The following is a 22,856-nucleotide window of genomic DNA, read 5'->3' on the forward strand; positions in this document are numbered from 1 at the left end:
ATATCGGCCGCCGCCTGCGCGAGGCCGGCGGCTTCGCGCCGCCGCCGGGCAGCGAGGTGCTGTGGAACGACGGCGAGCTGGCGGAGGCCGGGGAGAGGCTGCTGGCGCTGCTGGCTGGCCGTTGATCAGCCGTCCACCGCGAAGCGCCGCATTTGCGCCTGCAGCGCGGCGCTCACTTCCTGCAGCCGGCCGCTGCTGTGCCGGGCGTCCTGGCTGGCCTTGAGGCTTTCGTCGGCTGAGCGGGCGATTTCCGACACGCTGCCGGCGATGGCTTGGCTCTCTCGCACTTGTTCCGCGATGTCCGACGTCAGCCGGTCCAGCTCGCCCACGGTGGCGGTGGCGCCGCGCTTCAATTCGGTCAGCGGCTCCACTATCTCGCCTATCAGGGCGACGCCGCGCGCCATTTCGCGCTGGCCCTGTTCGATGCGGCTCATCGCGTCCGATGTCTGCGAGTCCATCGCGCTGATCACGCCGTTGATCTCGCGGGTGGCCTGGGCGGTGCGGGCGGCCAGGTTGCGCACCTCGTCCGCCACCACGGCGAAGCCGCGGCCCATTTCGCCGGCGCGGGCGGCTTCTATCGCCGCGTTCAGCGCCAGCATATTGGTCTGCTCGGCGATGTCGGTGACGGCTTCGATCATGTCGTGCATGGAGTTGGCGCGCTGGCGCAGCGCGTCCACCGATTCGGCGCTGCCGCGGATCTGGCCGGCGATCAGTCCGATCTCGCGCGAGGCGGTTTCGATCAGGCTTTGGCCGCGGTCGGCCAGCAGCGCCGCGTTGCGGGCTTGCTGCTGCGCCTGGCCGGCGGTGGCGGCGGCGCGGTCCAGCTTGGCGGAGAAGGCGCCCACCACGCCGTTGATCTGGTGGATTTCCGCCTGCTGCCGCTCCACGCCGCCCGCCACTTCCGCCGCGCTGCCGCGCGTAGAGGTGGCGGTGTCGGCCACCACGTCGGCGCTGGCGCGCAGTTCGCGCACCAGGGCGGCCAGTTCATTCTGCATGGTTTCCATCCGCCGCAGCATCTGCGCCGTCTCATCCTTGCCGGTGGCATGGACCCGGCTGCGCAGATCGCCGCGCGCCATCGCGCCCAGCACCGCCACGCTGTGCTCCAGCGGCGCGGTGATGCTGCGGGTGACGCCCCAGGCGAGCAGCAATCCAGCCAGCGCGGCCGCGACGCAGCACCCCAGCAGCAAGCCGCGGGTGGCGCCCATCAGCGACAGCACATCGGCCATTTCCGCGTTCATGTGGCTTTGTTGGACTGCCGCCAGATCAGCGGTGGCGCTGAGCAGCGCCTGCAGCGCAGGCCGTGTCTGGCTGCCGTATTGCTTGGCCAGGGCCGCCGGGTCGTTGGCTTCGACCAAATCCACGGTATTGCCGAAGGCCTTGACGTAGGCAGCGCGCAGATCGGCCAGCTTTTGCAGCGCGCCGGTTTGTTCCGCGCTCCATGGCAGCGCTTTCAGCCTTTGCAGCACATCGTTGCTCTTGCGGTTGGCGTCGTCCATCGCCGCGTACAGCGGCACGCGCTGCGCTTGCTCCGGGGTGGACACAATCTGCAATAGCAGCAAGGCGGCGCTTTGCGAGTAGCGGTCCAGGTCCGCCGCCGCCTGCTGTTTGCTGGCATCCTCGCTGACGATGACGCGGGTGGCCTGTTCGATTCGGGCCAGCCCACCCCATACGCTGGCGGCAATCGCTAGCAAAAAAGCCAGCAGCACCATGAAGGAGACGGCGAGTCGGGGACCTACCTTGATTGTTTGCAGTAGCCTCATCGGAATTTCTCGCGGATTGGGAAACTGAAATGGTTGGTCGGGACTACGTCGGAAATATGACGATCGGTCGTTGCGGGCTACAGGCGTATGGTTTGGCAGCCGCTGCTGCCGGTCTTCTTGACGCGGTACATCGCCTGGTCTGCCGCCTGCAGCAGGCTGTCCGGATTGCTGTAGCCGTCGCCGATGGCGATGCCGATGGAGATGCCCAACTGGCAGGAGGTGCCGGAGACCAAGAAGGGCGTGTCGAAGGCTTCCAGGCATTTGCCGGCCACGGTGCGGGCGATGTCTTCGGCCTTGTCGTCCAGATCGCTCAGCAGCAGCACGAATTCATCCCCGCCTATCCGGGCCAGGGTGTCGCTCTGGCGCACGGTGCCGGACAGGCGCTGCGCGGCCTGCCACAGCACCTTGTCGCCTGCTTTGTGGCCCAGGGTGTCGTTGATCATCTTGAAACTGTCCAGGTCCATGAACAGCAGCGCCAGCCGGGTTTCCCGGCGCTGGGCCTGGGCCAGCGCCACGTGCAGCCGGTCGGACAGCAGCAAACGGTTGGGCAGGCCGGTCAGCGAGTCGTGGTGGGCCATCTGGGCCAGTTCCGTCTGCTTGTCTTCCAGCTTGCGCAGCAGGCGGTTGAAGGAGGCGATCAGATAGCCGACTTCGTCTTTGCGGTGTATCGGCAAGGGCTCCAGCGGCAATTCGCCCCGCGTCATGCGGTCGGCGTGGCGGGCGGCGCGGAACAGCGGGCGCAGCACGATGTACATGCCGCCGCAGGCCAGCAGCGAGAACACGACGAAGGCGATCAACGCCTGGCGCAGCGTGAAGCTCTGTACACGGGCCACGGTGGCGAAGGCGTCCCGGCCGGGCAGCTTGGCCACCACCAGCCAGCCGGTGCTGGGCACCTGCACGATGGCGCGGACCTCCTCCTCTCCCTGCAGTGTGGCCGCCACCGCCGCGCCGCGATAGCCGGCCATCGCCTGATCGTGCAGCGGGTCGCGCCCGGGCTCAGGCGTCGGCTGCAGCGTCAGCTCGCTTTGCGAGGCGGTGATGATCTGATGGTCGCGCGGGGAAATCAGCAGGAAGCTGTCGCGATGGTCGCCGATTCGGGATTGCTGCAGCAAATCAAGGAAACCCGGCGCGGCGATGGCGGTGACGCCGACCAGCACCGCCGGCACTTCGCCGCTGACCTGCACCGGCGCCGACATCGGCAAAACCGGCACGCCCGAACTGCGGCCGGTTGTCGCCTTGCCGATGTAGAACCGGCCTTGCAGGGATTGCCGGATATAGTCGCGGTCGCCGTAGTTGACCTGCATCCGGTGCGGCACCTCCGGATAGTCGGCGATCACGCGGCCGTCCGGCCTCACCACGAACAAGCCGATGGAGAATAGCGGCTGGTACTGGTAACGCTCCTTCAGCCAGGCGCGCAGGGCGTCAGGTTGGTCCAGCAGCTCAGGCGGCAGCGCGGTGGCCAGGCGGGACAGCAAAGCCTTGCGCTGCCTGATCTTGTCGTCGATGTCGTGGGCGACGTAGCCGGCCAGCGCCAGCTGCTGCTCGGACACGACCTGGCCCAGATCCTGCCGCAGAAAGGAGCCCAGCGCGTAGTAACGCGATAGCACGCCGAAGATCATGATGGCCAGGGACAGCGCCAACAGGCGGATGATGATGCTGTCCGACAGGCGTTTGGACCTCATGTCTGCTCCGCTCCGTTCGCTCGCGTTCCGCCCGGGCTCAGGCCGCCGCTTTTCTCGCGCAAGGTCAACCATCGCTCCTTCTCGAGGATGCGGAGCGAAGCGCCATTTTCTGAGAGCGGCAAATCTGCTGCGCCGTATGGCTTTGCGGGGTCTTATTCATCTGTCGTCGCCTGTGTCCAGTCCTCACTATAGATAAGAGCCGCGGGGCTTTCCGCCCGCATAGGTCTAGCGCGGCAAGACAAGCTTCATGCCGGGTTCACCAGCCTGTCATCGCTGGCGCTTATCGTTGCGCTGTTTTGTTTCAATCAGTCCGATGTGTAAGTAGATTTGTCTATACGTCTAACCCAAGGAGCATCGTCGATGAAAAAGCAGATGGCTGTCGCGGCCGCCCTGGCCGTATCCGGGCTGCTGTCCCCGCTGGCGCAGGCCAAGACCACGCTGACCGTCTACACCGCGCTGGAAGCGGACCAGGTGAAGGATTACAAGGACGCGTTCGAGAAGGCCAATCCAGACATCGACATCCGCTGGGTGCGCGAATCCACCGGCGTGATCACCGCCCGGCTGCTGTCGGAGAAAAACCATCCCCAGGCCGACGCCGTGTGGGGCCTGGCCGCCACCAGCCTGATGATCCTGGACCAGCAGGGCATGCTGCAGGGCTACGCGCCCAAAGGCGTGGAGAAACTAAGCCCGCAGTTCGTCGACAAGGCCAGGCCGCCGAAATGGACCGGCATGGACGTATGGGCCGCCGCCATCTGTTTCAACACCGTGGAAGCGGCGAAAAAGAATCTGCCCAAGCCGGAAAGCTGGACCGATTTGACCAAGCCGGTCTACAAGGGCCAGATCGTGATGCCGCATCCGGCTTCGTCCGGCACCGGCTATCTGGATGTATCCGCCTGGCTGCAGACCCTGGGCGAGAAGAAGGGCTGGGACTACATGGACAAGCTGCACGCCAATATGGCGCAGTACGTCCATTCCGGCTCCAAACCGTGCAAGATGGCCGCCGCCGGCGAGTACCCGATCGGCATCTCGTTTGAATATCGCGGCGCGCAGTTGAAGGAGAAGGGCGCGCCGATCGACCTGATCTATCCGAAGGAAGGCTTGGGCTGGGATCTGGAGGCCACCGCCATCATCAAGGGCACCAAGAACCTGGAAGCCGCCAGGAAGCTGGCCGACTTCTCGGTGAGCCTGCCGGCGATGAAGCTGTACGAGCAGAACTACGCGGTGCTGGCGATGCCGGGCGTGGCCAAACAGAACCCCTATATCCCGGTCGACTACTCGCAGCGGCTGTCCAAGAACAACTTCGGCTGGGCCGCCAAGAACCGCGACGCCATCCTGAAGGAATGGTCGCGCCGCTATGAAAGCAAGGCCGCGCCGAAAGAATAAGGGGCCGCCCGGCAGCCGCCCCCACGCCGGGGGCGGCTTGTCCCCGCGCATCATCCCAGCTTACTGGAGCACCCGATGAAACCGGTCGATAGCCTGTCCGGCTTGTCCGAGCATTTATCCGTCCATGCGCTCAGCCGCCGTTTCGGCGCCTTCACCGCTTTGGACCAAGCCTCGCTTTCCATCCGCAAGGGCGAGTTCGTCTGCCTGCTTGGTCCATCCGGCTGCGGCAAGACCACGCTGCTGCGGCTGATCGCCGGGCTAGACCAGCCGGATGCCGGCGCGATCCGCCTGTCCGGCCGCGATATCACCCGCGCGGCGCCGGCCAAGCGCGACTACGGCATCGTGTTCCAGAGCTACGCGCTGTTTCCCAATCTGACCGTGGCCGACAACATCGCCTACGGCCTGACGCCGCGCCGCGACAAGGCCGGCCATGCCCGCCGCGTGCGCGAGCTGCTGGACATCGTCGGCCTGCCGGGCTCGGAAGGCAAATACCCGTCCCAGCTGTCCGGCGGCCAACAGCAGCGGGTGGCGCTGGCGCGCGCGCTGGCCACCTCGCCCGGCCTGCTGCTGCTGGACGAGCCGTTGTCGGCGCTGGACGCGCGGGTGCGCGACAAGCTGCGCGAGGAGCTGAAGGGCCTGCAACGGCGGCTGGGCGTCACCACGCTGATGGTCACCCACGATCAGGAAGAAGCCCTGTCCATCGCCGACCGGGTGGTGGTGATGAATGCCGGGAGGATCGAGCAGACGGGCACGCCGGCCGAGATCTACCGCAGCCCGGCCAGCCGCTTCGTCGCCGAATTCGTCGGCGAAGCCAACTGGCTGCCGGCCGAGCGCCGAGGCGGCCGGGAGGCCGCGGTCGGTGGCTGCGTGCTGAGCCTGGCGCGGGATCTGCCCGATGCCGAGGCGTTGACGCTGTTCATCCGGCCTGAGGACGTCATCGTCAAGCCGCGCTGGGCGCCGGCGGCCAATACCCTGCTGGCGCGGGTGGAGGATGTGTCCTTCGGCGGCGCAATGACGCGGCTGCGTTTGCGTCCGGAAGGCATGCCCGGCCTGATCCTGCGCGCCGAAATATGCCCGTCGATGCTGAACCGCCAGCCGCTGGTGCCGGGCGAGATCGTGCCGGTGGAGCTGCCCGCCGCGCAATTGCGCGCCTATCCGGGGGAAGCGGCATGCTGAGCCTGGCGCGACGATGGCTTCCCGCCGCGCTGCGGGTGGATGGCGAGCGCCTGGCCGGCGCCGCGCTGGCCTGGGCGCTGCTGGGATGTCTGGCGCTGGCGCTGGGGCTGCCGCTGCTGTTCATCCTCGGCAAATCGGTGCTGACCATGGACGGCGATTTCGCCGGACTCGGCAATTTCGCCGAGGTGCTGGCTTCGCCCGGCCTGATGCGCGCGGCCGGCAACAGCTTGCTGCTGGCCTTGACGGTGTCGGCGCTGGTGGTGCCGTCGGCTTTCGCTTTCGCCTGGGCGCTGTGCCGCAGCCGGGCGCCGGGCAAGGGGATGTTCCGCCAGATCGCGTTGCTGCCGTTATTGGCGCCGTCGCTGCTGCCGGCCATCTCGCTGGTTTACCTGTTTGGCAACCAGGGCCTGTTGAAAGGCTGGCTGGGCGGCGGATCGGTTTACGGCTTCTGGGGCATGGTCGCCGGCGAGGCGTTCTATGCCTTTCCCTATGCCCTCATGCTGCTTGCCACGTCCTTGTCCGTCGCCGACGCCAGACTGTACGAGGCGGCGCGGGCGATGGGCGCCGGCGCGTGGCGGCGCTTCGCCACCATCACGCTGCCGGGCGCGCGCTACGGCCTGGCCTCGTCGGCGCTGCTGGTGTTCACGCTGGTGCTCACCGATTTCGGCGTGCCCAAGGTGGTGGGCGGCGACTGCAATGTGTTGGCGGTGGAGGCGTTCAAGCAGGTAGTGGGGCAGCAGAACTTTCCGCGCGGCGCGGTGGTGGGTCTGATGCTGCTGCTGCCGGCCGTGCTGTCCTGCTTCATCGAGCGGGCGATGTCGCACCGCCAGCGCGCGGCCTTGTCCGCGCTGTCGACGCCGTTTGCGCCATCCCGGGCCCCGGCGCGGGACGCGGCCGCGCTTACCATGCTGGCGATCATGGCCATGCCGTTGCTGGCGCTGATGGGCGTCGGCGTGGCGGCTTCCTTCATCAAGTATTGGCCGTACGATCTGAGCCTGACGCTGGCCCACTACCGTTTCGACCAAGTGGACGGCGGCGGCTGGGGCGCGTATTTCAACAGCCTGGAAATGGCCGCGGCCACCGCGCTGATCGGCGCGACGCTGGTTTTCCTGGGCGCATACTGTTGCGAGAAGCTGCCGGCCGCGCCGTTGGCGAGGGGCATGCTGCGATTCTTCGCGATGCTGCCGATGGCGGTGCCTGGCCTGGTGCTGGGCCTGGGCTACGTGTTCTTCTTCAACCACCCCGACAATCCGCTCAACGGCTTGTATGGCGGCCTGGCGCTGATGACGGCCTGCACGGTCGCCCACTTCTACACCACCGCCCATCTGACCATCGCCACCGCGCTGAAGCAGATGGACGGCGAATTCGAAGCGGTGGCCGCCGCGCTGAAAGTGCCGTTCTGGATCACGCTGCGCCGGGTGACGCTGCCGGTTTGCCTGCCGGCGCTGCTGGACGTGTCGCGCTTCCTGTTCGTGTCGGCGATGACCACGCTGTCGGCGCTGGTGTTCATCGCCGGGCCGGAGCGCAGCCTGGCGGCGGTGGCCATCGTGACCATGGACGACGCCGGCGACACCGCCGCCGCCGCCGCGATGGCGACGCTGATCGTGCTCAGCTCGGCGCTGGCCTCGCTGGCGGCGTCGCTGTTGTCGCGCCGGCTGGTGGGGCGCGGCCAGCCGTGGCGTCCGCGCTGACCGTTCACGCCGGCATGGTGCCGGCGTTCATTGGCAAGAGGGGAGTACGGCGTATTACTTAAGCGGCCTGCAATCGCTTTGCCTTGATTTGATGACGGACTATATCTGAAAGGCATGTCATCGCCGGCCCCGCCAGGCGGTCCGGTCGTCATCGTCAATCGCGGGGTCGCGCCATGTCCACTCCTTCATTCCTGTTGCCCGCCGCGCTGCTTCTGGCGCTACTCGCCGGCTGCGCCGGCAGCGTGGACAGCGGAAAATTCATCGCCTTGAGAGACGCCGCCGTCCAGGTGAACCGCGGCGCCCAGGCGAGCTTCGATCAATTGCAGAGCGACGCGCGCGACAGCGCGGTGCTTGGCTATCCGGACCGCAAGGTCGGCGCGCAGGGCTTCCCGCTGGTGAACGCGCAGGGCGAAAGCTACGACCTGAGCGCGCCGCTGTCCCGGGTGACGGCTACGCTGGACGCGCTCAGCTGCTACTCGGAAGCGCTGGCCAAGCTGGCGGGCGGCGGCAAGATGGAGGACATAGACCGCGCGTCGCAGGATCTGGCGGCCAGCCTGCGCGGCCTGCCGGCCGGGACGCTGGACACTCAGGCGGCGAATGGCGTCGCCGTCGCGGTGGACGCGCTGGGCCAGGCCATGCTCGCGGCCCAACGCCGGGAGGGGCTGCGCGGCGTGATGGACCGCGCCCAGCCCGGCCTGGACGCGCTGGCGCAGATGATGGAGCGGGTGGACGAGGATTTGAAGCTCTATGTGCTCAATATCCGTTTGCGTTATCTGGGGCTGGTCAACCGCGATGGCGTGCGCCCGCCCTACCACAGCTGGGATCGTTACCGTTTCGACCAGCAGGTAGCCGCGCAACTGGCCGGCTATGACAGGCTGGAGCAGGCGCTGGCCTCCACCGACAAGGCGGTGCGGGACTTCCCTGAATTGCATCGCCAATTGCGGGCGAGCCTGGATCAGCCCGGCAAGCCGCTTGACCGCCTGCATGATTTCATCGCGGAGGCGCGCCGCCTGCGGGCGCTGTACCGCGACCTGCCGAATAGTTGACGAGGAGGCAAACCATGGATAGTCATGATCTGGCGGAGCTGCTGACCGGCTTGGCGTCGCGTCTGAACAACCTGATGGTGGACACTTCGGGCGCCGTCAGCCGTCAATGCTCCGATCTGCAGGAGACTCTTACCGGTCAGGCTTTGGCGGCCATCGCCAAGGATCTGGACCATGCCACCGCCCAGTACGCCGCCGCGGTCAACGCGTTGACCGCAGCGACGCAGGAGGCCGATGCGGCGACTGCGGCGCTGGATCAGACCGAGCGTTCGATCGAGGCTGTGGCGAAAGTGGTGAAGTTCGCCGGCCAGGCGTCCGCGCTGGCGGCGGGCGTGCTGGCCTGAGCCGAAGGGGGCGCGCGGGACGCAGAAGGTGAGCGTCGGCGCAGGGGAATTGTGAGTAGAGTTGTCCCGGGCTTGTAAAGCCGTAAGGCTGTCCGATAGTGAGATAAAGCCTGTCAGGCGAGCGATATCCGAGAGGATGCCGCCCGGGGGGCGGAGCGGCGGCGACATTCTCCAGTTCCTGCTAAGGGGGCGGCCCTGAGGGCCGACTGATCATGATAGACACTTCGGAAGCCAAACTCGGATTGGGCAAGGGCAAACCGTCTTCTTCCGTTTGGTGGGCGTTGGCCGGCCTCGGCATCGCATTGTTCGGTCTGGGCGCCTCGCTGCTGCTGAACGAAATCCACACATCCCACTTTCAGTCGATGTTCTTCAGCCGCGCCGGCCGCCATGCCACTTTCGCGGTGGAGCAGGGGCCGAGCAAGGAAATGCGCTTTCCCTCTCCCGGCGGTCCCTACGACCAGCGCATGGGCTATGTCGAGCTGCCGCGCTTCCTGCAGCGGCTGGGGCAGCGCGGCTACGCGATAGACGCCCAGGCCAGGCAGTCGCCCGATTTGATCAAGCTGACCGACCGCGGCGTCACCGGACCGCTGCTGCCGCTGGGTTTGTTCCCGCCGTTCCGCGAGAAGGACCAGGCCGGGCTGCTGGTCAGGGACGGCTACGGCAGGCCCATTTACCAGTCGCAGTATCCGCAGCGGATATACAGCAATTTCGAATCGCTGCCGCATCTGCTGGTGGCCGGCCTGCTGTACATCGAAAACCATACCCTGCTGGACGATGGCAATCCGCAGCAGAATCCGGCCATCGAATGGTCGCGCTTCGGCAAGGCGCTGGCCGACGAGAGCCTGCACCTGTTCCGTCCCGGCTACCACTCGGCGGGCGCCAGCACCCTGGCCACCCAGATCGAGAAGTTCCGCCATTCCCCCGGCGGCCGCACCGGCTCGCCCAAGGAAAAGCTGCGCCAGATGTTGTCGGCCTCGGTGCGCGCCTACCACAACGGCGAGGACACCACCGCTTTCCGCCGCCAGCTGGTGGTGGAGTATCTGAACACGGTGCCGCTGGCGGCGCGCGCCGGTTTCGGCGAGATATCCGGCATCGGCGACGGCATGTGGGCCTGGTATGGCCGCTCTTTCGACGAGATGAACCGCACGCTGGACAACGACTCTCCGCTGACGGTGGACGAGCAGGCCACCGTGTTCAAGGAGGCGTTCAGCCTGATGATTTCCCAGCGCGGACCGTCCGCTTACCTGAATGGCGACATGAAGGTGCTGGAAGACCTGACCAATTCCTATCTGAGGCTGATGGCGCGGGACAAGGTGATTTCGCAGGAGCTATGCGACGCGGCGCTGAAGGTGTCGCTGCGGCAGCAGAAGGAAAAAGTGAATCCGACGGTCAAGTCGCTGGTAGAGCGCAAGGGCGCCAACGCGGTGCGGATCAAACTGGCCGGCATGCTGGGCATGCCCAGGCTGTACGATCTGGACCATGTCGATCTCGAGGTCAACAGCACGCTGGATTCGCAGCTGCAGCAGTCGGTCACCGACCACTTGATGAAGCTGCGCGACCCCGAGTACGCGAAGTCGGTGGGCCTGGGCGACAAATTCCTGCTGCAGCAGGGCTCGCCGGAGGGCGTGACCTACAGCTTCACGCTGATCGAGCGCACGCCGTTCGGCAACAAGGTGCGGGTGCAGGCCGATAATTTCGACCAGCCCTTCGACATCAACGAGGGCACCAAGCTGGACCTGGGCTCCACCTCCAAGCTGCGCACGCTGGTCACCTATCTGGAAGTGATCGCCGATCTGCACCGGCAATACGCGGGCCTGAGCCCTGAGGCGCTGGGCAAGATCAAGTCGGGCGAGCATGAGTCGGTGCTGCGGCGCTGGGCGATAGACTATCTGCGCCAGAGCGACGACCGCAGCCTGCCGGCGATGCTGGCGGCTTCCCTGGAGCGCAAGTACAGCGCCAGCCCGGGAGAGAGCTTCTTCACCGGCGGCGGCCGCCACACCTTCGAGAATTTCGACAAGAACGACAACGGCCGCATTCTGAGCCTGCGCGAGGCGACCCAGCGCTCGGTGAACCTGGTCTACATCCGGGTGATGCGCGACATCGTCCGCTATTACATGTATCCGGCCGGCTACGACGACACCCTGATGGGCGACAAGGAAGACCCGCGCCGGCGCGAATACCTGCAGCGCTTCGCAGACAAGGAAGGCAAGACCTTCATGGCCGGCTTCTACCACAAGTACCGCGGCAAGGATGTGAACCAGATCGACGCGTTGCTGGTGGAGAAGGCGCGGCGCAGTCCCAAGCGGCTGGCGGTGATCTTCCGCAGCATCCGTCCGACGGAAGACCAGCAGGCGATGGCGGCCTTCATCGCCAAGCACGCCAATCCGCCGGCCAAGCTGGAACCCGCGACGCTGGCCAAGCTGTACGACGAGCTGGGACCGGACCGCTTCAACCTGGCCGACCGCGGCTACCTGGCCGGCGTCCATCCGCTGGAGCTGTGGATGGTCGCCTATCTGCACGCGCATCCCGACGCGGGCTGGAGCGAGATGGTCCAGGCCAGCGCCGCCCAGCGCCAGGAAGTGTACCAGTGGCTGTTCAACAGCAAGCACAAGGGCGGCCAGGACAACCGCATCCGCCAGATCCAGGAAACCGACGCTTTCCGCAAGATACACGCGGCGTGGAAGCGGATGGGCTATCCCTTCGACTCCCTGGTGCCGTCCTACGCCACCGCGCTGGGCGCTTCGGCCGACCGGCCGGCGGCCCTGGCCGAGCTGATGGGCATCCTGTCCAATGACGGCGTGCGCCTGCCCACCGTCTACATCGACAAGATGCGCTTCGCCGAGGCCACGCCGTACGAGACTTCGCTGGCGCAGGCGCCGACGCGCGGGGTGAGGGTGCTGCCGCCGGAAATCCCGCAACTGGTGCGCCAGGTGCTGTCCGAAGTGGTGGACAAGGGCACCGCCCACCGGGTGGCCGGCTCTTTCGACCGCAAGAAGGGCGAGCACACGCTGATAGGCGGCAAGACCGGCACCGGCGACAACCGCTTCAAGACCTTCTCGCGCGGCGGCGGCTTGACCTCGGCGCGGGTGGTCAGCCGCTCCGGCGCCTTCGTGTTCTATATCGGCGACCATTACTTCGGCACCATCGTCGCCTATGTGGCCGGACCCAAGGCGGCCGATTACCGGTTTACCAGCGCCTTGCCGGTGCAGGTGCTGAAAGTGCTGGCGCCGACCTTGCTGCCGCGCCTGGACTACACCCCGCTCGAAACCAGCCGCGGCGCGGACAGCGTGGCGGAAGGAACGCCGGACGCCGGCCTGCCGCCGGGCACGCCCTTGTGCCTGGTGCCCAGCATGGGCGGCATGTGCCAACTGCTGCAGCAGCCGGAAATGAAGCCGGGTCCGCCGGCGAGCCAGGATGAGGCCAGGCGGGGAGGCCGCGGGCTTGCGTGACGGCGGCGCAAGTGATAAGTTAGGCGAACTATATCCGCCGTCAGGCGCAAGCCTGCGGCCGTAAGCGTTTACGTCAAGCAACGCACCCTAGCCACCCGGCCGTGGCGCGGTGCGTTGCCTTTTTGAAGCGACCGCCGCGCAAGCCGGGATCTGCGCGGAGACCGCTGTTCATGCCCGAAGTCCTGTCATTTTCTCAAGCTTACCGCCGTCTGCTGGCCAAGACGGCGGCGTTGTTCCTGTCTTATCTGGCGGTGGCGATGTCGCTGCCGGTCACCTCCATCTATGTGATCGACCAACTGCATTACGGCAACGCGCTGGGCGGGCTGGCAGTGGGCATCACCTTCTTTTCCACCATCCTGACCCGCGGCTACGCCGGCCGCCTGTGCGATCAGCAGGGTGGCAAGGCCTGCATGCAGCGCGGGCTGTACCTGTACATGCTGGCCGGCGCGGTTTGCCTGGCTTCGTCCTGGCTGGCCGACCAGCCGGCCCTGGCCTTGGGCGTGCTGCTGTCCGGGCGCTTGCTGCTGGGGCTGGGCGAGAGCCTGGCGATCGTCGGCATGGCGGCCTGGAGCATAGGCCTGATGGGGCCGGCCCACTCCGGCAAGGTGATGTCGCTGGTGGGCATGGGCATGTACGGCGCTTTCGCCGCGGGCGGGCCTCTGGGGCTGCTGCTGTTCCAGCAGGCGGGCTTCCAGCCGTTGATGCTGGCCTGCGCGTTATTACCGCTGGCCGGGTTGCTGCTGATCCGGCGGTTTCCGCGCATCGCGCCGCATGCCGGCCAGCGGGAGTCCTTCCTGCGCATTCTGGGGCGGATCGGCAAGCCGGGCGCGGCGGTCTTTCTGCAAGGGGTCGGCTTCGCCGGCTTGGGTGCCTTCTTCGCCTTGTATTTCTCCAGCCGCGGCTGGGCCTGGGGCAGCCTGGGCCTGACCGGTTTCGGCGTCGGCTTCGTGCTGGTGCGCGTGCTGTGCGGCCATCTGCCCGACCGCATCGGCGGCGCGAAGGTGGCGCTGGCCTCGCTGGCGGTGGAGGCCGTCGGCCAGTGGCTGATCTGGAGCGCGGCCACGCCGGCCGCAGCCCTGCTGGGGGCGCTGCTGACCGGCGTCGGCTGCTCGATGGTGTTTCCGGGCATGGGCGTGGAAGTGATCAAGCGCGTGCCCGCCCATCTGCGCGGGTCCGCGCTGGGCGGCTTCGCGGCTTTCCAGGATCTGGCCTATGGCTTGACGGGGCCGGTGGCCGGCTTGTTCGCCGACAGCTTCGGCTACGGCGCGGTATTTCTGACCGGGGCCGTGGCGGCCATGCTGGGCATGGCCATGGTGGCGCTGATGCTGGCCGAGCGCGCGCCGGAGCCCGCGCGCGGCTAGCGGCGCCGATTCAGCCGCCGGCGCGATGCCGGCGGCTGCTGCGGACGGTCCGCCCGCGGGGACAATCAGAACGGCTTGGTCGGCAGGTACTTGCCGTCCAGCGTGATCACCGCGCGTTGGCCGCCGTCCGGGTCTTCCACTTTCTTGATGTCCAGCTTGAAGTTGATCGCGCTGATGATGCCGTCTCCGAATTGCTCATGCACCAGCGCCTTCAGCGTGGTGCCGTAGATCTGCACCATTTCATAGAAGCGGTAGATGGTCGGATCGGTCGGCACGCCGCCCGGAATGCTGCCGCGCAGCGGGATGGTCTGCAGCAAGGCGACGGCGTCGTCGTCCAGTTCCAGACGGTCCGCCACCAGGCGGGCGGCCGCTTCCGGCAGCGCGTGCTGGCCCAGCAGCGCGGCGGTGGTGTAGGCGATGCTGAGGCCGGTGCCCTGGTTTATCTCCTCGAAGCTCAGGCGCTTGCGCGCCTTGGCGGCGATGATGGCGTCGGTCAGGGCTTGGCGCGGGGCTTGTTGGCATTGGGATTGCATATTGATTCTCCTTGCTTGGGGTTGAGCGCGGCTGGGGACGGCATGAAAGGCCGGGCGCGCCGCCGCGCGGGGGATGGTTTCGGTTCAGGGCTGGCGGACGGCGTCTTCCAGCATGGCCGCCGTCTGCGGGCAATCCCGCAGCGGCACGAAGCGGCCTTGCTCCGGATCCAGGGCCTGGATGTCGCCGCTGGCGATGTCGTACATCCAGCCGTGCAGGCGCAGCCGGCCCTGCCTCAGCGCCAGCGCCACCGAGGGATGGGTGCGCAGATTGGCCAGCTGGGCGATGACGTTCTCGCGGGCCATGGCATTCACTTTGGCGTCGTGGCCGGCGTGCTCGCCGGCGTCGCTGATCGCCTTGGCGCAGTCGGCGTGGCGCAGCCAGCCGGCGACGGCGGGCATGCCCGTCAGATCCTTGCCGCAGGCGACGGCCGTCATCGCGCCGCAGTCGGAATGGCCGCAGACCACGATGTCGGCCACGCCCAGCGCGGCGACCGCGTATTCCACCGAGGCGGACACGCCTCCCGGCTCCTGGCCGTAGCCGGGCACGATGTTGCCGGCGTTGCGGATGACGAACAGCTCCCCCGGTTCGCGCTGAGTCAGCAATTCCGGCACCACCCGGCTGTCGGAGCAGGCGATGAACAGCGTGGCGGGGGATTGCGAGCCGGCCAGCCGGCGGAACAGCTCGGCGCGTTCCGGGTAGGCCTCGCGCTGGAATTTGAGGGTGCCGGCGATGATGTCCTGCATGGCGGTTCTCCGTGTGGTGAAACGATGAACGGATGATGCGCCGCTTTTATTATTGGGTCTAAGACTGGTAAATTATGATTTTCATAGGAATAACCAATAGTTTGGACTCATGCTGTTACGACACATCCGCTACTTCCTCGCGGTAGCCGAACATCTCAACTTTACCCGCGCGGCCGAGGCGCTGCATGTCTCGCAGCCGACGTTGTCGCAACAGATACGCCAGCTGGAAGAGGCGCTGGGCGCGGAGCTGTTCGACCGTGGAAGCCGCCAACTGCGGCTGACCGATGCCGGCGACGCCTACCGGATTTACGCCTGCCGCGCGCTGCGGGATCTGGATGCCGGCCGGCGCGCCTTGCACGACGTGGCTTCATTGCAGCGCGGGCAGCTGCGTCTGGCGATGACCCCTACCTTCGCCGCCTGGCTGGCGGGGCCCTTGCTGGCGCGCTTCCATCAACGCCATCCCGGCATCGCGCTGATCGTGCGCGAGATGTCGCAAGAGGCGATGGAGGCCGGGCTGGCCGACGACGCTTTCGATATCGGCATTGGCTTCGCGCCCTCGGGCACGCTGGAGGTGGAGGCCGAGCCCTTGCTGGACGAGCGCCTGGCGCTGGTGGCGGGAGAGGGACACCCGCTGGCGGGCAGGAGGGACGCCTTGTCGGCGACTGAACTGGAGGCGACGCCGCTGGTTTTGCTGAGCGCGGATTTCATCACGCGCCGCCATATCGACGACTATTGCCTCCGCCAGGGCATCCGGCCCAGGGCTGCGATCGAGGTGAACGGCATGGGCGCCGCGGTTGAGATCATCCGCCACGGCGGATTGGCCGGCATCCTGCCCGCGGCCGTCGCCGCCAGCCAGCCTGGGTTGGCGGTGCTGGCATTGGAGCCGGCCTTGCCGGGGCGGCAGGCCGCGCTGTTGACCAAGCGCGACGGCTATCGCAGCGCCGCCGCCCGCGCCTTCGCGGAACTGGCGCGGAGCTGCGCGGACGCTATGGCGTAGCGGAGCCGTCGCGGAAGGCGGGCAGGGAGCTGGACAGCATTTCCAGCAGCCTGGCGGCGGCCGGGCTTTGCCTGCGGCCCTGATGGGTGATCAGATGCACCTCGGCCCGCTGCAGATTGCGCTGCTCGATCGGAATGGCCAGCAACTGGCCGTTTTCCAACTCGCGCCGGACTGCGAAGAGCGGCTGCACCGTCGCCGCCTGCCCGGTCAGCGCGTATTCAATCATCACCCGGTAGGAGTTGGTGACGATGGCCGGTTCCAGCTGGCATTGTTCGGCCCTTTCCGCATCGCGCAGAATTTGCCGCACGCCGAAGCTCACGTCCGGCAGCGCCAGCTTGTGCCGCGCCAGCTCTTCCAGGCCGATGGGGCGTTTCGCGCGCGCCAGCGGGTGATCGGGGGCGGCCACCGCGTACAGTGGCTGAACCGAACTGCGGTGCACCCTCAACAAAGGGTTGGGCGCGGTATAGAACACGATGCCGATATGCGCCCGGTCTTCCAGCACCGTGCGCACGATGTCGTTGGTGCCGCGGATATCGATGCCCACCGTGATCTGCGGATAGCGCTGGGAAAACGGATGGATGGCGTCGATCAGATCGCTGATCACGCCGCCGCCTGTCACCACGGACACGTGGCCGCGGTGTATGCCTTTCAACTCGCGCAGCGCCGTCATCACCGCTTCCTGCTCGCTCAGTTGCTTGCTGTGATAGTCCAGCAGCAGCCGGCCGGCTTCGGTCGGCTGGAAGCCGCGGCGGTGGCGTTCGAACAGCGTGGCGCCCAGCTCCATCTCCAGTTGGCGGATCTGCCGGCTGACCGCGGAAGCGGCGATGTCCATGTGGTCCGCGGCCGCGCGCACCCCGCCCAGGCGGGCCGCTTCGAAGAAGTAGCGGACGCGCTGATCATTGAACTCCATGTTTCATCCTGATTAGTCGTGTTGCCTTAAAGGCAACAAAGAAACCATTCTATGATGTTGGAGAATTGTTTGTCATTTGCTTACAATCGCCGCTCATAATGACAAGGTACTTAACGTGGCATGGTTATTCAGTCCATTGGACTGGCTGCCGCGAATCGGGAGAAGGGTATGCAGGCAGACAGGCAAGGCCGGTTGGGCGGATTCGCGATGCTGTCCGATGCCGCCGTGCAGGATATGGCGGCATGGCGGCAGGATCTGCACCGCCATCCGGAAACCGCGTTCGACGAGCACCGCACCGCGGGCAAGATCGCCGCTTTGCTGCGCAGCTTCGGGCTGGAGGTGGCGACCGGCATCGGCCGCACCGGCGTGGTAGGCACCTTGCGCGCCGGCGGAGGCGAGCGCTCCATCGGCCTGCGCGCCGACATGGACGCGCTGCATCTGCATGAAGAGGGCGATGCGCCCTACCGTTCGCAACACGCCGGCCGCATGCACGCCTGCGGCCACGACGGACACTGCGCGATGCTGCTGGGCGCCGCCAGGCACCTGGCCGAGAGCCGCGCGTTCGACGGCACCGTCCAGTTCATCTTCCAGCCGGCCGAAGAGAACGAGGGCGGCGGCCAGGAGATGCTGGAAGACGGCTTGTTCGAGCGCTTCCCGGTGGACGGCATCTACGGCATGCACAATTGGCCCGGCCTGCCGCTGGGGCAAATGGCCATGCATCCGGGCCCGATGATGATGGCCTTCGATCTGTTCGAGATCCGCCTGCGCGGCCAGGGCGGCCACGCGGCGATGCCGGAGCGCACCCGCGACGTGGTCGCGGCCCAGGCCCAACTGGTGACGGCGCTGCAGAGCATCGTCAGCCGCAATGTCGATCCGCTGGATTGCGCGGTGCTGTCTGTCACCCAGGTGGAAGCGGGTTCCACCTGGAACATCATCCCCGAGCAGGCGCTGCTGCGCGGCACTGTGCGCTACGTCAATCCGGCGGTGCAGGCGGTGATCGAGAGCCGGATGCGCGCGCTGGTCGACCACATCGCGCTGGCGATGGGCGTGGAGGCTGAGATCGACTACTGGTACCGCTATCCGGCCACCATCAACGCCGAGGCGGAAACCTGGCGGGCGGCCGACGTCGCCGCTGAATTGCTGGGCGAGGTGAACGTACGCACCAATATGCGGCCGTCGATGGCGTCCGAAGACTTCGCCTTCATGCTGCAGGAGCGTCCCGGCTGTTATGCCTGGCTGGGCGTGGACGGTCCGGCGCCCAGCGCGGGGCTGCACAGCCCGCATTACGATTTCAACGACCAGGCGCTGGCGATAGGCGCGGCGTATTGGATCAAACTGGTGGAAACCACGTTGGCCCCCGCGGCCGCAAAACAATAACGGGAAGAAAAGCATGGCGCATGCGGGTGTTGGACAATTGCAGGGCGGCGGGGTGGCCGCGGGCGCGGGATTCAACCGTTTGGCCCACCTGATGGCGATAGGCATCGTGATCGTCGCCGAACTGATTTACGTGCAGAAGTTTTCGGTGGGCAAGGGCAGCATCATCCTGCTGCCGCTGCTGTACGCCTTCGTGCTGGGCATGATGTGCAACCCTGCTGTCAATCCGCTGGCCGGCCGCTGGGTGAGCCGCGACGTCAGCGCCACCCTGAGCCAGGTGATCATCGTCGCGGTGCTGCCGCTGGTGGCCAAGCTGGCCACGCTGCTGGGGCCGCAGTTCCAGGCCATCGTCGCGGCGGGTCCGGTGCTGATCTTCCACGAGCTGGGCAATGTCGCCACCGCGCTGGTGGCGATGCCGGTGGCGGTGTTGCTGTTCCGCATGGGCCGCGAGGCGGTGGGGGCGACGTTTTCCATCGACCGCGAACCCAATATCGCGGTGATCTCCGAACGTTACGGCCTGCGCAGCCCGGAAGGCATGGGCGCGCTCAGCGTCTACGCGATCGGCACCATGTTCGGCACCATTTTCTTTTCGCTGATCGTGCCGGTGGTGCATTCCTGGAACCTGTTCAGCGAAAAGGCGCTGGCCATCGCCTGCGGCGTTGGCAGCGGCAGCATGATGGCGGCCTGCGCCGGCACGTTGATCACCGCCTTGCCGGAGCAGAAAGACACGCTGATGGCGCTGGCGGCGGCCAGCAACCTGCTGACCACCACCACCGGCGTGCTGTTCGGCATCTATGTGGCGCTGCCGTTCGCCAACAAGCTGTACGCGCTGCTGAGCCGCCTGCGCGCGCCCAGGCCGCAAGCCGCCATCCGCATGGACGCCGCCGACGCCGAGCTGCTGAAATCGGAAGAGCCCGAGCTGAGCCTGGGCGCTTTCGCCGCCAATCTGCTGATGGCCGGCGCCATCATCGTGCTCAGCCACCTGGTCGGACCCAAGAAGGAACTGGCTGCGGTGCTGCCGGGCGTGGCGATGGTGCTGGGCATCTGTTTCGTCAGCCGCTTGCTCAACCGCTGGCTGCCGCTGAAGATCCCGACGCTGATCTGGCTGTCCATCCTGGGCGTGCTGGCCAGCTTGCCGGGCCTGCCCGGTGGCGAGTGGCGCAACCAGTGCTTCAGCCAGGTGGATGTGCTGGCCTGCGCGACGCTGGTGCTGGCCTACGCCGGCCTGGCCGTGACCCGGCGCGAAGCGGCCATCTTCAAGCGCGACGGCCTGCGCCTGCTGGTGATCGCCATCCTGGTGTTCAGCGGCACTTTCCTGGGATCGGCCTTGGTCAGCGATATTCTGTTTTCGTTGAAATTTGGACACTGATTGCCAAATGATCGGCATGAAATTCAGTAAAATTGCCAAATTTAATGTAATGGCTTTGTGAACAATCAAGCTTTTCTTAATAAAAATTAAGTCAAGCAAGCTTGCTAAAGAATGCTTATGTGCTAAATTGTTATTAATGGAATGATCATGTTCGTGACATTCAACCATCTACCCCTTTGCGGCCGCCTTGCGCGGCCTTTTTTCTTTCCGTTCGTTTGTCCTGCAGGGAGGGCGGTTGTCGCCCTCCGAGTTCATTGGCCATTCAGCACGCAGTCGAGCTCCTGCCTCAACGCGGCTTGGAAGCCGGCCACGTGCCGTGTGTCCAGCATGGTATTGTGCTCGCCGTCCACCTCGATGTAATGATTGGGCTCGCGTGAAAAATCGTCCCACCGCCTGAGCTCATCGTTCAGCCAGTCAGCTTTGTTGCCATAAAGCGGGTGGGCGTAGAACACGCTCAGCGAGCGGACGCTGCCGCTAGGCTCATAGCTGCTTCCCATCGAAGTCAGCGAGTGGGCGAGCAATGACCAGGCCGTGAATTTTTCCAGGTCCAGGTCCAGCTCGGCCAGCCGTTCCGGCGGCGCGTGGTCTATCAGCCAGCGCCGGAAGTCCTGGTCCGGCAGGGCGCGCAGCTTGTCGGGCAGCTCATCCGCCTGCCTGCGGTCGATCAGCGACAGGAAGAAGGCGAGGTGGACCGCGCCCTTGACCGGATCGAACTCGCTCATTCGATGACGGATGTGCGGCGGCAGATTGAAGATGCCGACAAAGTCCACTCGTTCGCCGTCGGCTTCCAATGTCTTGGCTATCTCGAAGGCGACCGCCCCGCCGTAGGAATAGCCGGCGATGGCATAGGGGCCGCGGGCTTGGCGCCCGCGGATGGCGGCGACATAGGCGGCCACCATCTCGTTGAAATCGGTGAAATGGCTTTCTCCTTCGTTGAAGCCGCGCGCGCGCAGCGCATGGAATGGGCGTTCGTTGACGAAGTATTGCGCCAGGCTGACGAAGACAAGCACCTCGCCGACGCCGGGGTGGACGCAGAACAACGGCGTCTTGGCTCCGCTGCTTTGCAGCGTGACGATGGGGGCGTAGGCGGCGCCGCCGGTTTCGCGGCCGGCCTCCAGCCTAGCCGCGAGTCGCCGTACGATGGGGTGGGTCAGAATGTCGAGCACCGGCAGGGGCGCGCAATCGAAACGCCGTTCCAGCATGTGTTTGAGCTTCAAGATGTCGAGCGAGGTGCCGCCCAGATCGAAAAAGCTGCTGTTGGCGCCGATTGCGTCGCAGGGCAGGCTGAACATGTCGGCGAAAATGCCGGCGACCGCCTGTTCGGCTTCGCTCTCCGCAGGCTGGAGCTTGCCGAAATAGCGCGTGGCTATCTCGTTCGCATGGCGGATATGCGCGTCCAGCGCGCCTTCCTCCAACCGTCGGCGCAGCAGCGCGCGCTGGATCTTGCCCAGGCTGGTTTTGGGAAAGGCTTCTTTCGGCAGCGGCAATACCAGCGAGGGGCGGAAGCCCCACAGCAGCAGGGCGGTGTTGCGGATCGCGATCATCGTCTGGTGCAGCCGGAGTCCGTTTTCGATAGGAAAGGATGGGAAGAAGGCCAGCACCAGTTGCTCGGTGTCCGCGGCGGGCGGGCGGGTGGGAAAGGCGGCGATGAAGAGTTTGTCCACGCAGTCCAGCTGCGAGATGGCGAGCTCCAGTTCCTGGCTGAAGTAATTGACGCCGCTGACGATGATGCTGTCCTTGCTGCGGCCGACCAGGCGCAGCTCGCCGTCGGCCAACTGGCCGATGTCTCCACTGCGGAACCAGCCGTCCCGCGAGAAGGCCGCGCGTGTCGCGTCCGGGTTGCGGTAGTAGCCGCGGAAGACCATGGGGCCGCGCAATTGCAGTTCTCCAGGCTGCCCGTCGGGCAGCGGCTGGTCCGCCTCGTCGACGATGCGCAGTTGCATGCCGCGCACCGGCCGGCCCAGCGCCGCGAGCTCGAAGCCGGCGTCGGCGGCGGGGAAGTCGTGGGAAAACACCGATCCGGCGCAGGTCTCGGTCATGCCGAAAGCCGGCGATATCGCCGTGGCGGCGAGGCCATGCGGCGCCAGCAGGCTCAAGAACCGGCTGGCGGTCTCCACCACCACGGCTTCTCCGCCGGAAATGATGCGGCGCAACCGTGACAGGTCTAATGCCGGAGGGGGCGGATGGGCTTGGACGAGCGCGCGATTGATCTCGCCGAACAGGAAGTTGGGCGTGAAGGTCAGGGTGGCGCGCTGCGCGCTCAGCAGATGGAGGAACGAGAGCGGGTGGCTCAGGATGCGCTCGGCGGCCGCATGCGCCTGGATCATGCCGACATGGGTGGGCAGCAGCACGGCTTCGATCAACGCGGCGACGTGATCGAACGATATCCAGTTGAAGCCGATGTCTTCCGGGGCCAGGCGCAGGCTTTCCGTCTTGGCGGCCAGGCTGGACAGCAGGTTGGCGTGGCTGAGGATGACGGCCTTGGCGTTGCCGGTGGAGCCTGAGGTCAGGACCAGGACCGCGGGCGCGTCCGGCGCCGGCGCCTGGACTTTGCCTAGTGCGCGGCTGCGCAGCAGTTGGTCGAACTCTAGCGTGTCCAGGCCGTGGGTTCGGAGATTGGCGGGCGCCTTGATTATCAGCGCCGGATGCCCGAGCAACTGGTCAACGTGGGTCAAATGTTTCTCCCAGCGCTCAGGATCGTTCCGGATGGGGGCGAGGGGGCAGGGCACATAAGCCCCCAGCGCGCAGGCCCAGAAGGCTGGGATGAAATCCTCAGCCTGTTCCAGCAGCAAGGCAGTCGGCCTGCCGGGTCCAAGTCCGCGGGCCTGCAGGCCCGCCAGGATGCGCAGCGCGAGGCTGAGCAGTTCGGGATAGCGGATCTCCTTGGCGGTTTTCCAATCATCCGCTACCAGCCGCAGGCCGTGTTCGGGTTGAGACGCCGCGGCGCGGACCAGCAACTCGCCGATGTGAGTCGCGGGGGCTGAAAGGCGCTCCGCATCCGGGAGCGGAGACGAGGCAAACGAAGCATTCATGTTTCTGG

16 protein-coding genes are annotated in these 22,856 nt (G+C 66.4%); 10 read left to right on the forward strand and 6 right to left on the reverse strand.

Annotation, left to right across the window (positions count from 1 at the left end; genetic code table 11):
* Positions 1-125: 125 nt before the first annotated feature.
* Both LQR33_RS09370 and LQR33_RS09375 read right to left on the reverse strand, forming a co-directional pair.
* The gene (locus LQR33_RS09370) at positions 126-1,760 is read right to left on the reverse strand and encodes a methyl-accepting chemotaxis protein (protein ID WP_231468667.1); all 1,635 of its coding nucleotides are present in this window, start codon (positions 1,758-1,760) and stop codon (positions 126-128) included.
* A gap of 77 nt (positions 1,761-1,837) precedes the next feature.
* On the reverse strand, positions 1,838-3,442 hold the full coding sequence (locus tag LQR33_RS09375) for a GGDEF domain-containing protein (RefSeq protein ID WP_231468669.1): 1,605 nt from the start codon (positions 3,440-3,442) through the stop codon (positions 1,838-1,840).
* Between the two features lie 360 nt (positions 3,443-3,802).
* Here LQR33_RS09375 and LQR33_RS09380 point away from each other — a divergent pair, with 360 nt between their 5' ends.
* From LQR33_RS09380 to LQR33_RS09410, 7 genes are all read left to right on the forward strand, one after another.
* On the forward strand, positions 3,803-4,825 hold the full coding sequence (locus tag LQR33_RS09380; RefSeq protein WP_231468671.1) for a putative 2-aminoethylphosphonate ABC transporter substrate-binding protein: 1,023 nt from the start codon (positions 3,803-3,805) through the stop codon (positions 4,823-4,825).
* Between the two features lie 75 nt (positions 4,826-4,900).
* Positions 4,901-6,001 carry a putative 2-aminoethylphosphonate ABC transporter ATP-binding protein gene (locus tag LQR33_RS09385; RefSeq protein ID WP_231468673.1) on the forward strand — a complete coding sequence of 367 codons (1,101 nt, stop codon included), beginning with the start codon at positions 4,901-4,903 and terminating at the stop codon, positions 5,999-6,001.
* Positions 5,995-7,692: a putative 2-aminoethylphosphonate ABC transporter permease subunit gene (locus LQR33_RS09390; RefSeq protein WP_231468675.1), complete on the forward strand. Its 1,698-nt coding sequence runs from the start codon at positions 5,995-5,997 to the stop codon at positions 7,690-7,692. Before LQR33_RS09385 ends, LQR33_RS09390 begins: the two co-directional genes overlap by 7 nt.
* A gap of 173 nt (positions 7,693-7,865) precedes the next feature.
* Positions 7,866-8,738 (forward strand): hypothetical protein, encoded by an 873-nt coding sequence (locus tag LQR33_RS09395; protein ID WP_231468677.1) that lies wholly within the window; start codon positions 7,866-7,868, stop codon positions 8,736-8,738.
* A 14-nt stretch (positions 8,739-8,752) separates the two neighbouring features.
* The gene (locus LQR33_RS09400) at positions 8,753-9,079 is read left to right on the forward strand and encodes a hypothetical protein (protein WP_221667475.1); all 327 of its coding nucleotides are present in this window, start codon (positions 8,753-8,755) and stop codon (positions 9,077-9,079) included.
* A 212-nt stretch (positions 9,080-9,291) separates the two neighbouring features.
* The gene (locus LQR33_RS09405; protein ID WP_166441435.1) at positions 9,292-12,528 is read left to right on the forward strand and encodes a transglycosylase domain-containing protein; all 3,237 of its coding nucleotides are present in this window, start codon (positions 9,292-9,294) and stop codon (positions 12,526-12,528) included.
* A gap of 170 nt (positions 12,529-12,698) precedes the next feature.
* Positions 12,699-13,889 carry an MFS transporter gene (locus LQR33_RS09410; protein WP_221667474.1) on the forward strand — a complete coding sequence of 397 codons (1,191 nt, stop codon included), beginning with the start codon at positions 12,699-12,701 and terminating at the stop codon, positions 13,887-13,889.
* A gap of 65 nt (positions 13,890-13,954) precedes the next feature.
* Here LQR33_RS09410 and cynS read toward each other — a convergent pair whose 3' ends face one another.
* Together cynS and LQR33_RS09420 are read right to left on the reverse strand one after the other, a co-directional pair.
* Positions 13,955-14,422, reverse strand: a complete 468-nt coding sequence (cynS, locus tag LQR33_RS09415; RefSeq protein WP_104946800.1) for a cyanase — start codon at positions 14,420-14,422, stop codon at positions 13,955-13,957.
* Between the two features lie 84 nt (positions 14,423-14,506).
* Complete coding sequence (locus tag LQR33_RS09420; protein ID WP_166441437.1) at positions 14,507-15,166, reverse strand: carbonic anhydrase; 660 nt, start codon at positions 15,164-15,166, stop codon at positions 14,507-14,509.
* A 109-nt stretch (positions 15,167-15,275) separates the two neighbouring features.
* Here LQR33_RS09420 and cynR point away from each other — a divergent pair, with 109 nt between their 5' ends.
* On the forward strand, positions 15,276-16,163 hold the full coding sequence (gene cynR, locus LQR33_RS09425; RefSeq protein ID WP_231468679.1) for a transcriptional regulator CynR: 888 nt from the start codon (positions 15,276-15,278) through the stop codon (positions 16,161-16,163).
* Here the strand turns inward: cynR and LQR33_RS09430 are convergent.
* Positions 16,153-17,073, reverse strand: a complete 921-nt coding sequence (locus LQR33_RS09430; protein WP_166441439.1) for a LysR family transcriptional regulator — start codon at positions 17,071-17,073, stop codon at positions 16,153-16,155. The two genes, cynR and LQR33_RS09430, sit on opposite strands and share 11 nt — an antisense overlap.
* Positions 17,074-17,241: 168 nt before the next feature.
* Between LQR33_RS09430 and LQR33_RS09435 the strand changes: the two genes are divergently transcribed.
* Both LQR33_RS09435 and LQR33_RS09440 read left to right on the forward strand, forming a co-directional pair.
* Entirely contained in the window at positions 17,242-18,450 is a 1,209-nt protein-coding gene (locus LQR33_RS09435; RefSeq protein WP_231468681.1) for a M20 aminoacylase family protein, read from the forward strand.
* A 13-nt stretch (positions 18,451-18,463) separates the two neighbouring features.
* The gene (locus LQR33_RS09440; protein WP_231468683.1) at positions 18,464-19,816 is read left to right on the forward strand and encodes a DUF3100 domain-containing protein; all 1,353 of its coding nucleotides are present in this window, start codon (positions 18,464-18,466) and stop codon (positions 19,814-19,816) included.
* A gap of 251 nt (positions 19,817-20,067) precedes the next feature.
* On the opposite strand, the gene LQR33_RS09445 is transcribed toward LQR33_RS09440, so the two are convergent.
* Complete coding sequence (locus tag LQR33_RS09445; RefSeq protein WP_231468685.1) at positions 20,068-22,848, reverse strand: non-ribosomal peptide synthetase; 2,781 nt, start codon at positions 22,846-22,848, stop codon at positions 20,068-20,070.
* Positions 22,849-22,856: the final 8 nt, after the last annotated feature.

The organism is Chromobacterium piscinae (assembly GCF_021129175.1).
GTDB classification, from domain to species: Bacteria; Pseudomonadota; Gammaproteobacteria; order Burkholderiales; family Chromobacteriaceae; genus Chromobacterium; species Chromobacterium piscinae.

Coding starts and splice junctions, on each gene's coding strand:
- LQR33_RS09370 (WP_231468667.1), bottom strand. CDS start 1,760: ATGAGGCTACTGCAAACAATCAAGGTAGGTCCCCGACTCGCCGTCTCC.
- LQR33_RS09375 (WP_231468669.1), bottom strand. CDS start 3,442: ATGAGGTCCAAACGCCTGTCGGACAGCATCATCATCCGCCTGTTGGCG.
- LQR33_RS09380 (WP_231468671.1), top strand. CDS start 3,803: ATGAAAAAGCAGATGGCTGTCGCGGCCGCCCTGGCCGTATCCGGGCTG.
- LQR33_RS09385 (WP_231468673.1), top strand. CDS start 4,901: ATGAAACCGGTCGATAGCCTGTCCGGCTTGTCCGAGCATTTATCCGTC.
- LQR33_RS09390 (WP_231468675.1), top strand. CDS start 5,995: ATGCTGAGCCTGGCGCGACGATGGCTTCCCGCCGCGCTGCGGGTGGAT.
- LQR33_RS09395 (WP_231468677.1), top strand. CDS start 7,866: ATGTCCACTCCTTCATTCCTGTTGCCCGCCGCGCTGCTTCTGGCGCTA.
- LQR33_RS09400 (WP_221667475.1), top strand. CDS start 8,753: ATGGATAGTCATGATCTGGCGGAGCTGCTGACCGGCTTGGCGTCGCGT.
- LQR33_RS09405 (WP_166441435.1), top strand. CDS start 9,292: ATGATAGACACTTCGGAAGCCAAACTCGGATTGGGCAAGGGCAAACCG.
- LQR33_RS09410 (WP_221667474.1), top strand. CDS start 12,699: ATGCCCGAAGTCCTGTCATTTTCTCAAGCTTACCGCCGTCTGCTGGCC.
- cynS (WP_104946800.1), bottom strand. CDS start 14,422: ATGCAATCCCAATGCCAACAAGCCCCGCGCCAAGCCCTGACCGACGCC.
- LQR33_RS09420 (WP_166441437.1), bottom strand. CDS start 15,166: ATGCAGGACATCATCGCCGGCACCCTCAAATTCCAGCGCGAGGCCTAC.
- cynR (WP_231468679.1), top strand. CDS start 15,276: ATGCTGTTACGACACATCCGCTACTTCCTCGCGGTAGCCGAACATCTC.
- LQR33_RS09430 (WP_166441439.1), bottom strand. CDS start 17,073: ATGGAGTTCAATGATCAGCGCGTCCGCTACTTCTTCGAAGCGGCCCGC.
- LQR33_RS09435 (WP_231468681.1), top strand. CDS start 17,242: ATGCAGGCAGACAGGCAAGGCCGGTTGGGCGGATTCGCGATGCTGTCC.
- LQR33_RS09440 (WP_231468683.1), top strand. CDS start 18,464: ATGGCGCATGCGGGTGTTGGACAATTGCAGGGCGGCGGGGTGGCCGCG.
- LQR33_RS09445 (WP_231468685.1), bottom strand. CDS start 22,848: ATGAATGCTTCGTTTGCCTCGTCTCCGCTCCCGGATGCGGAGCGCCTT.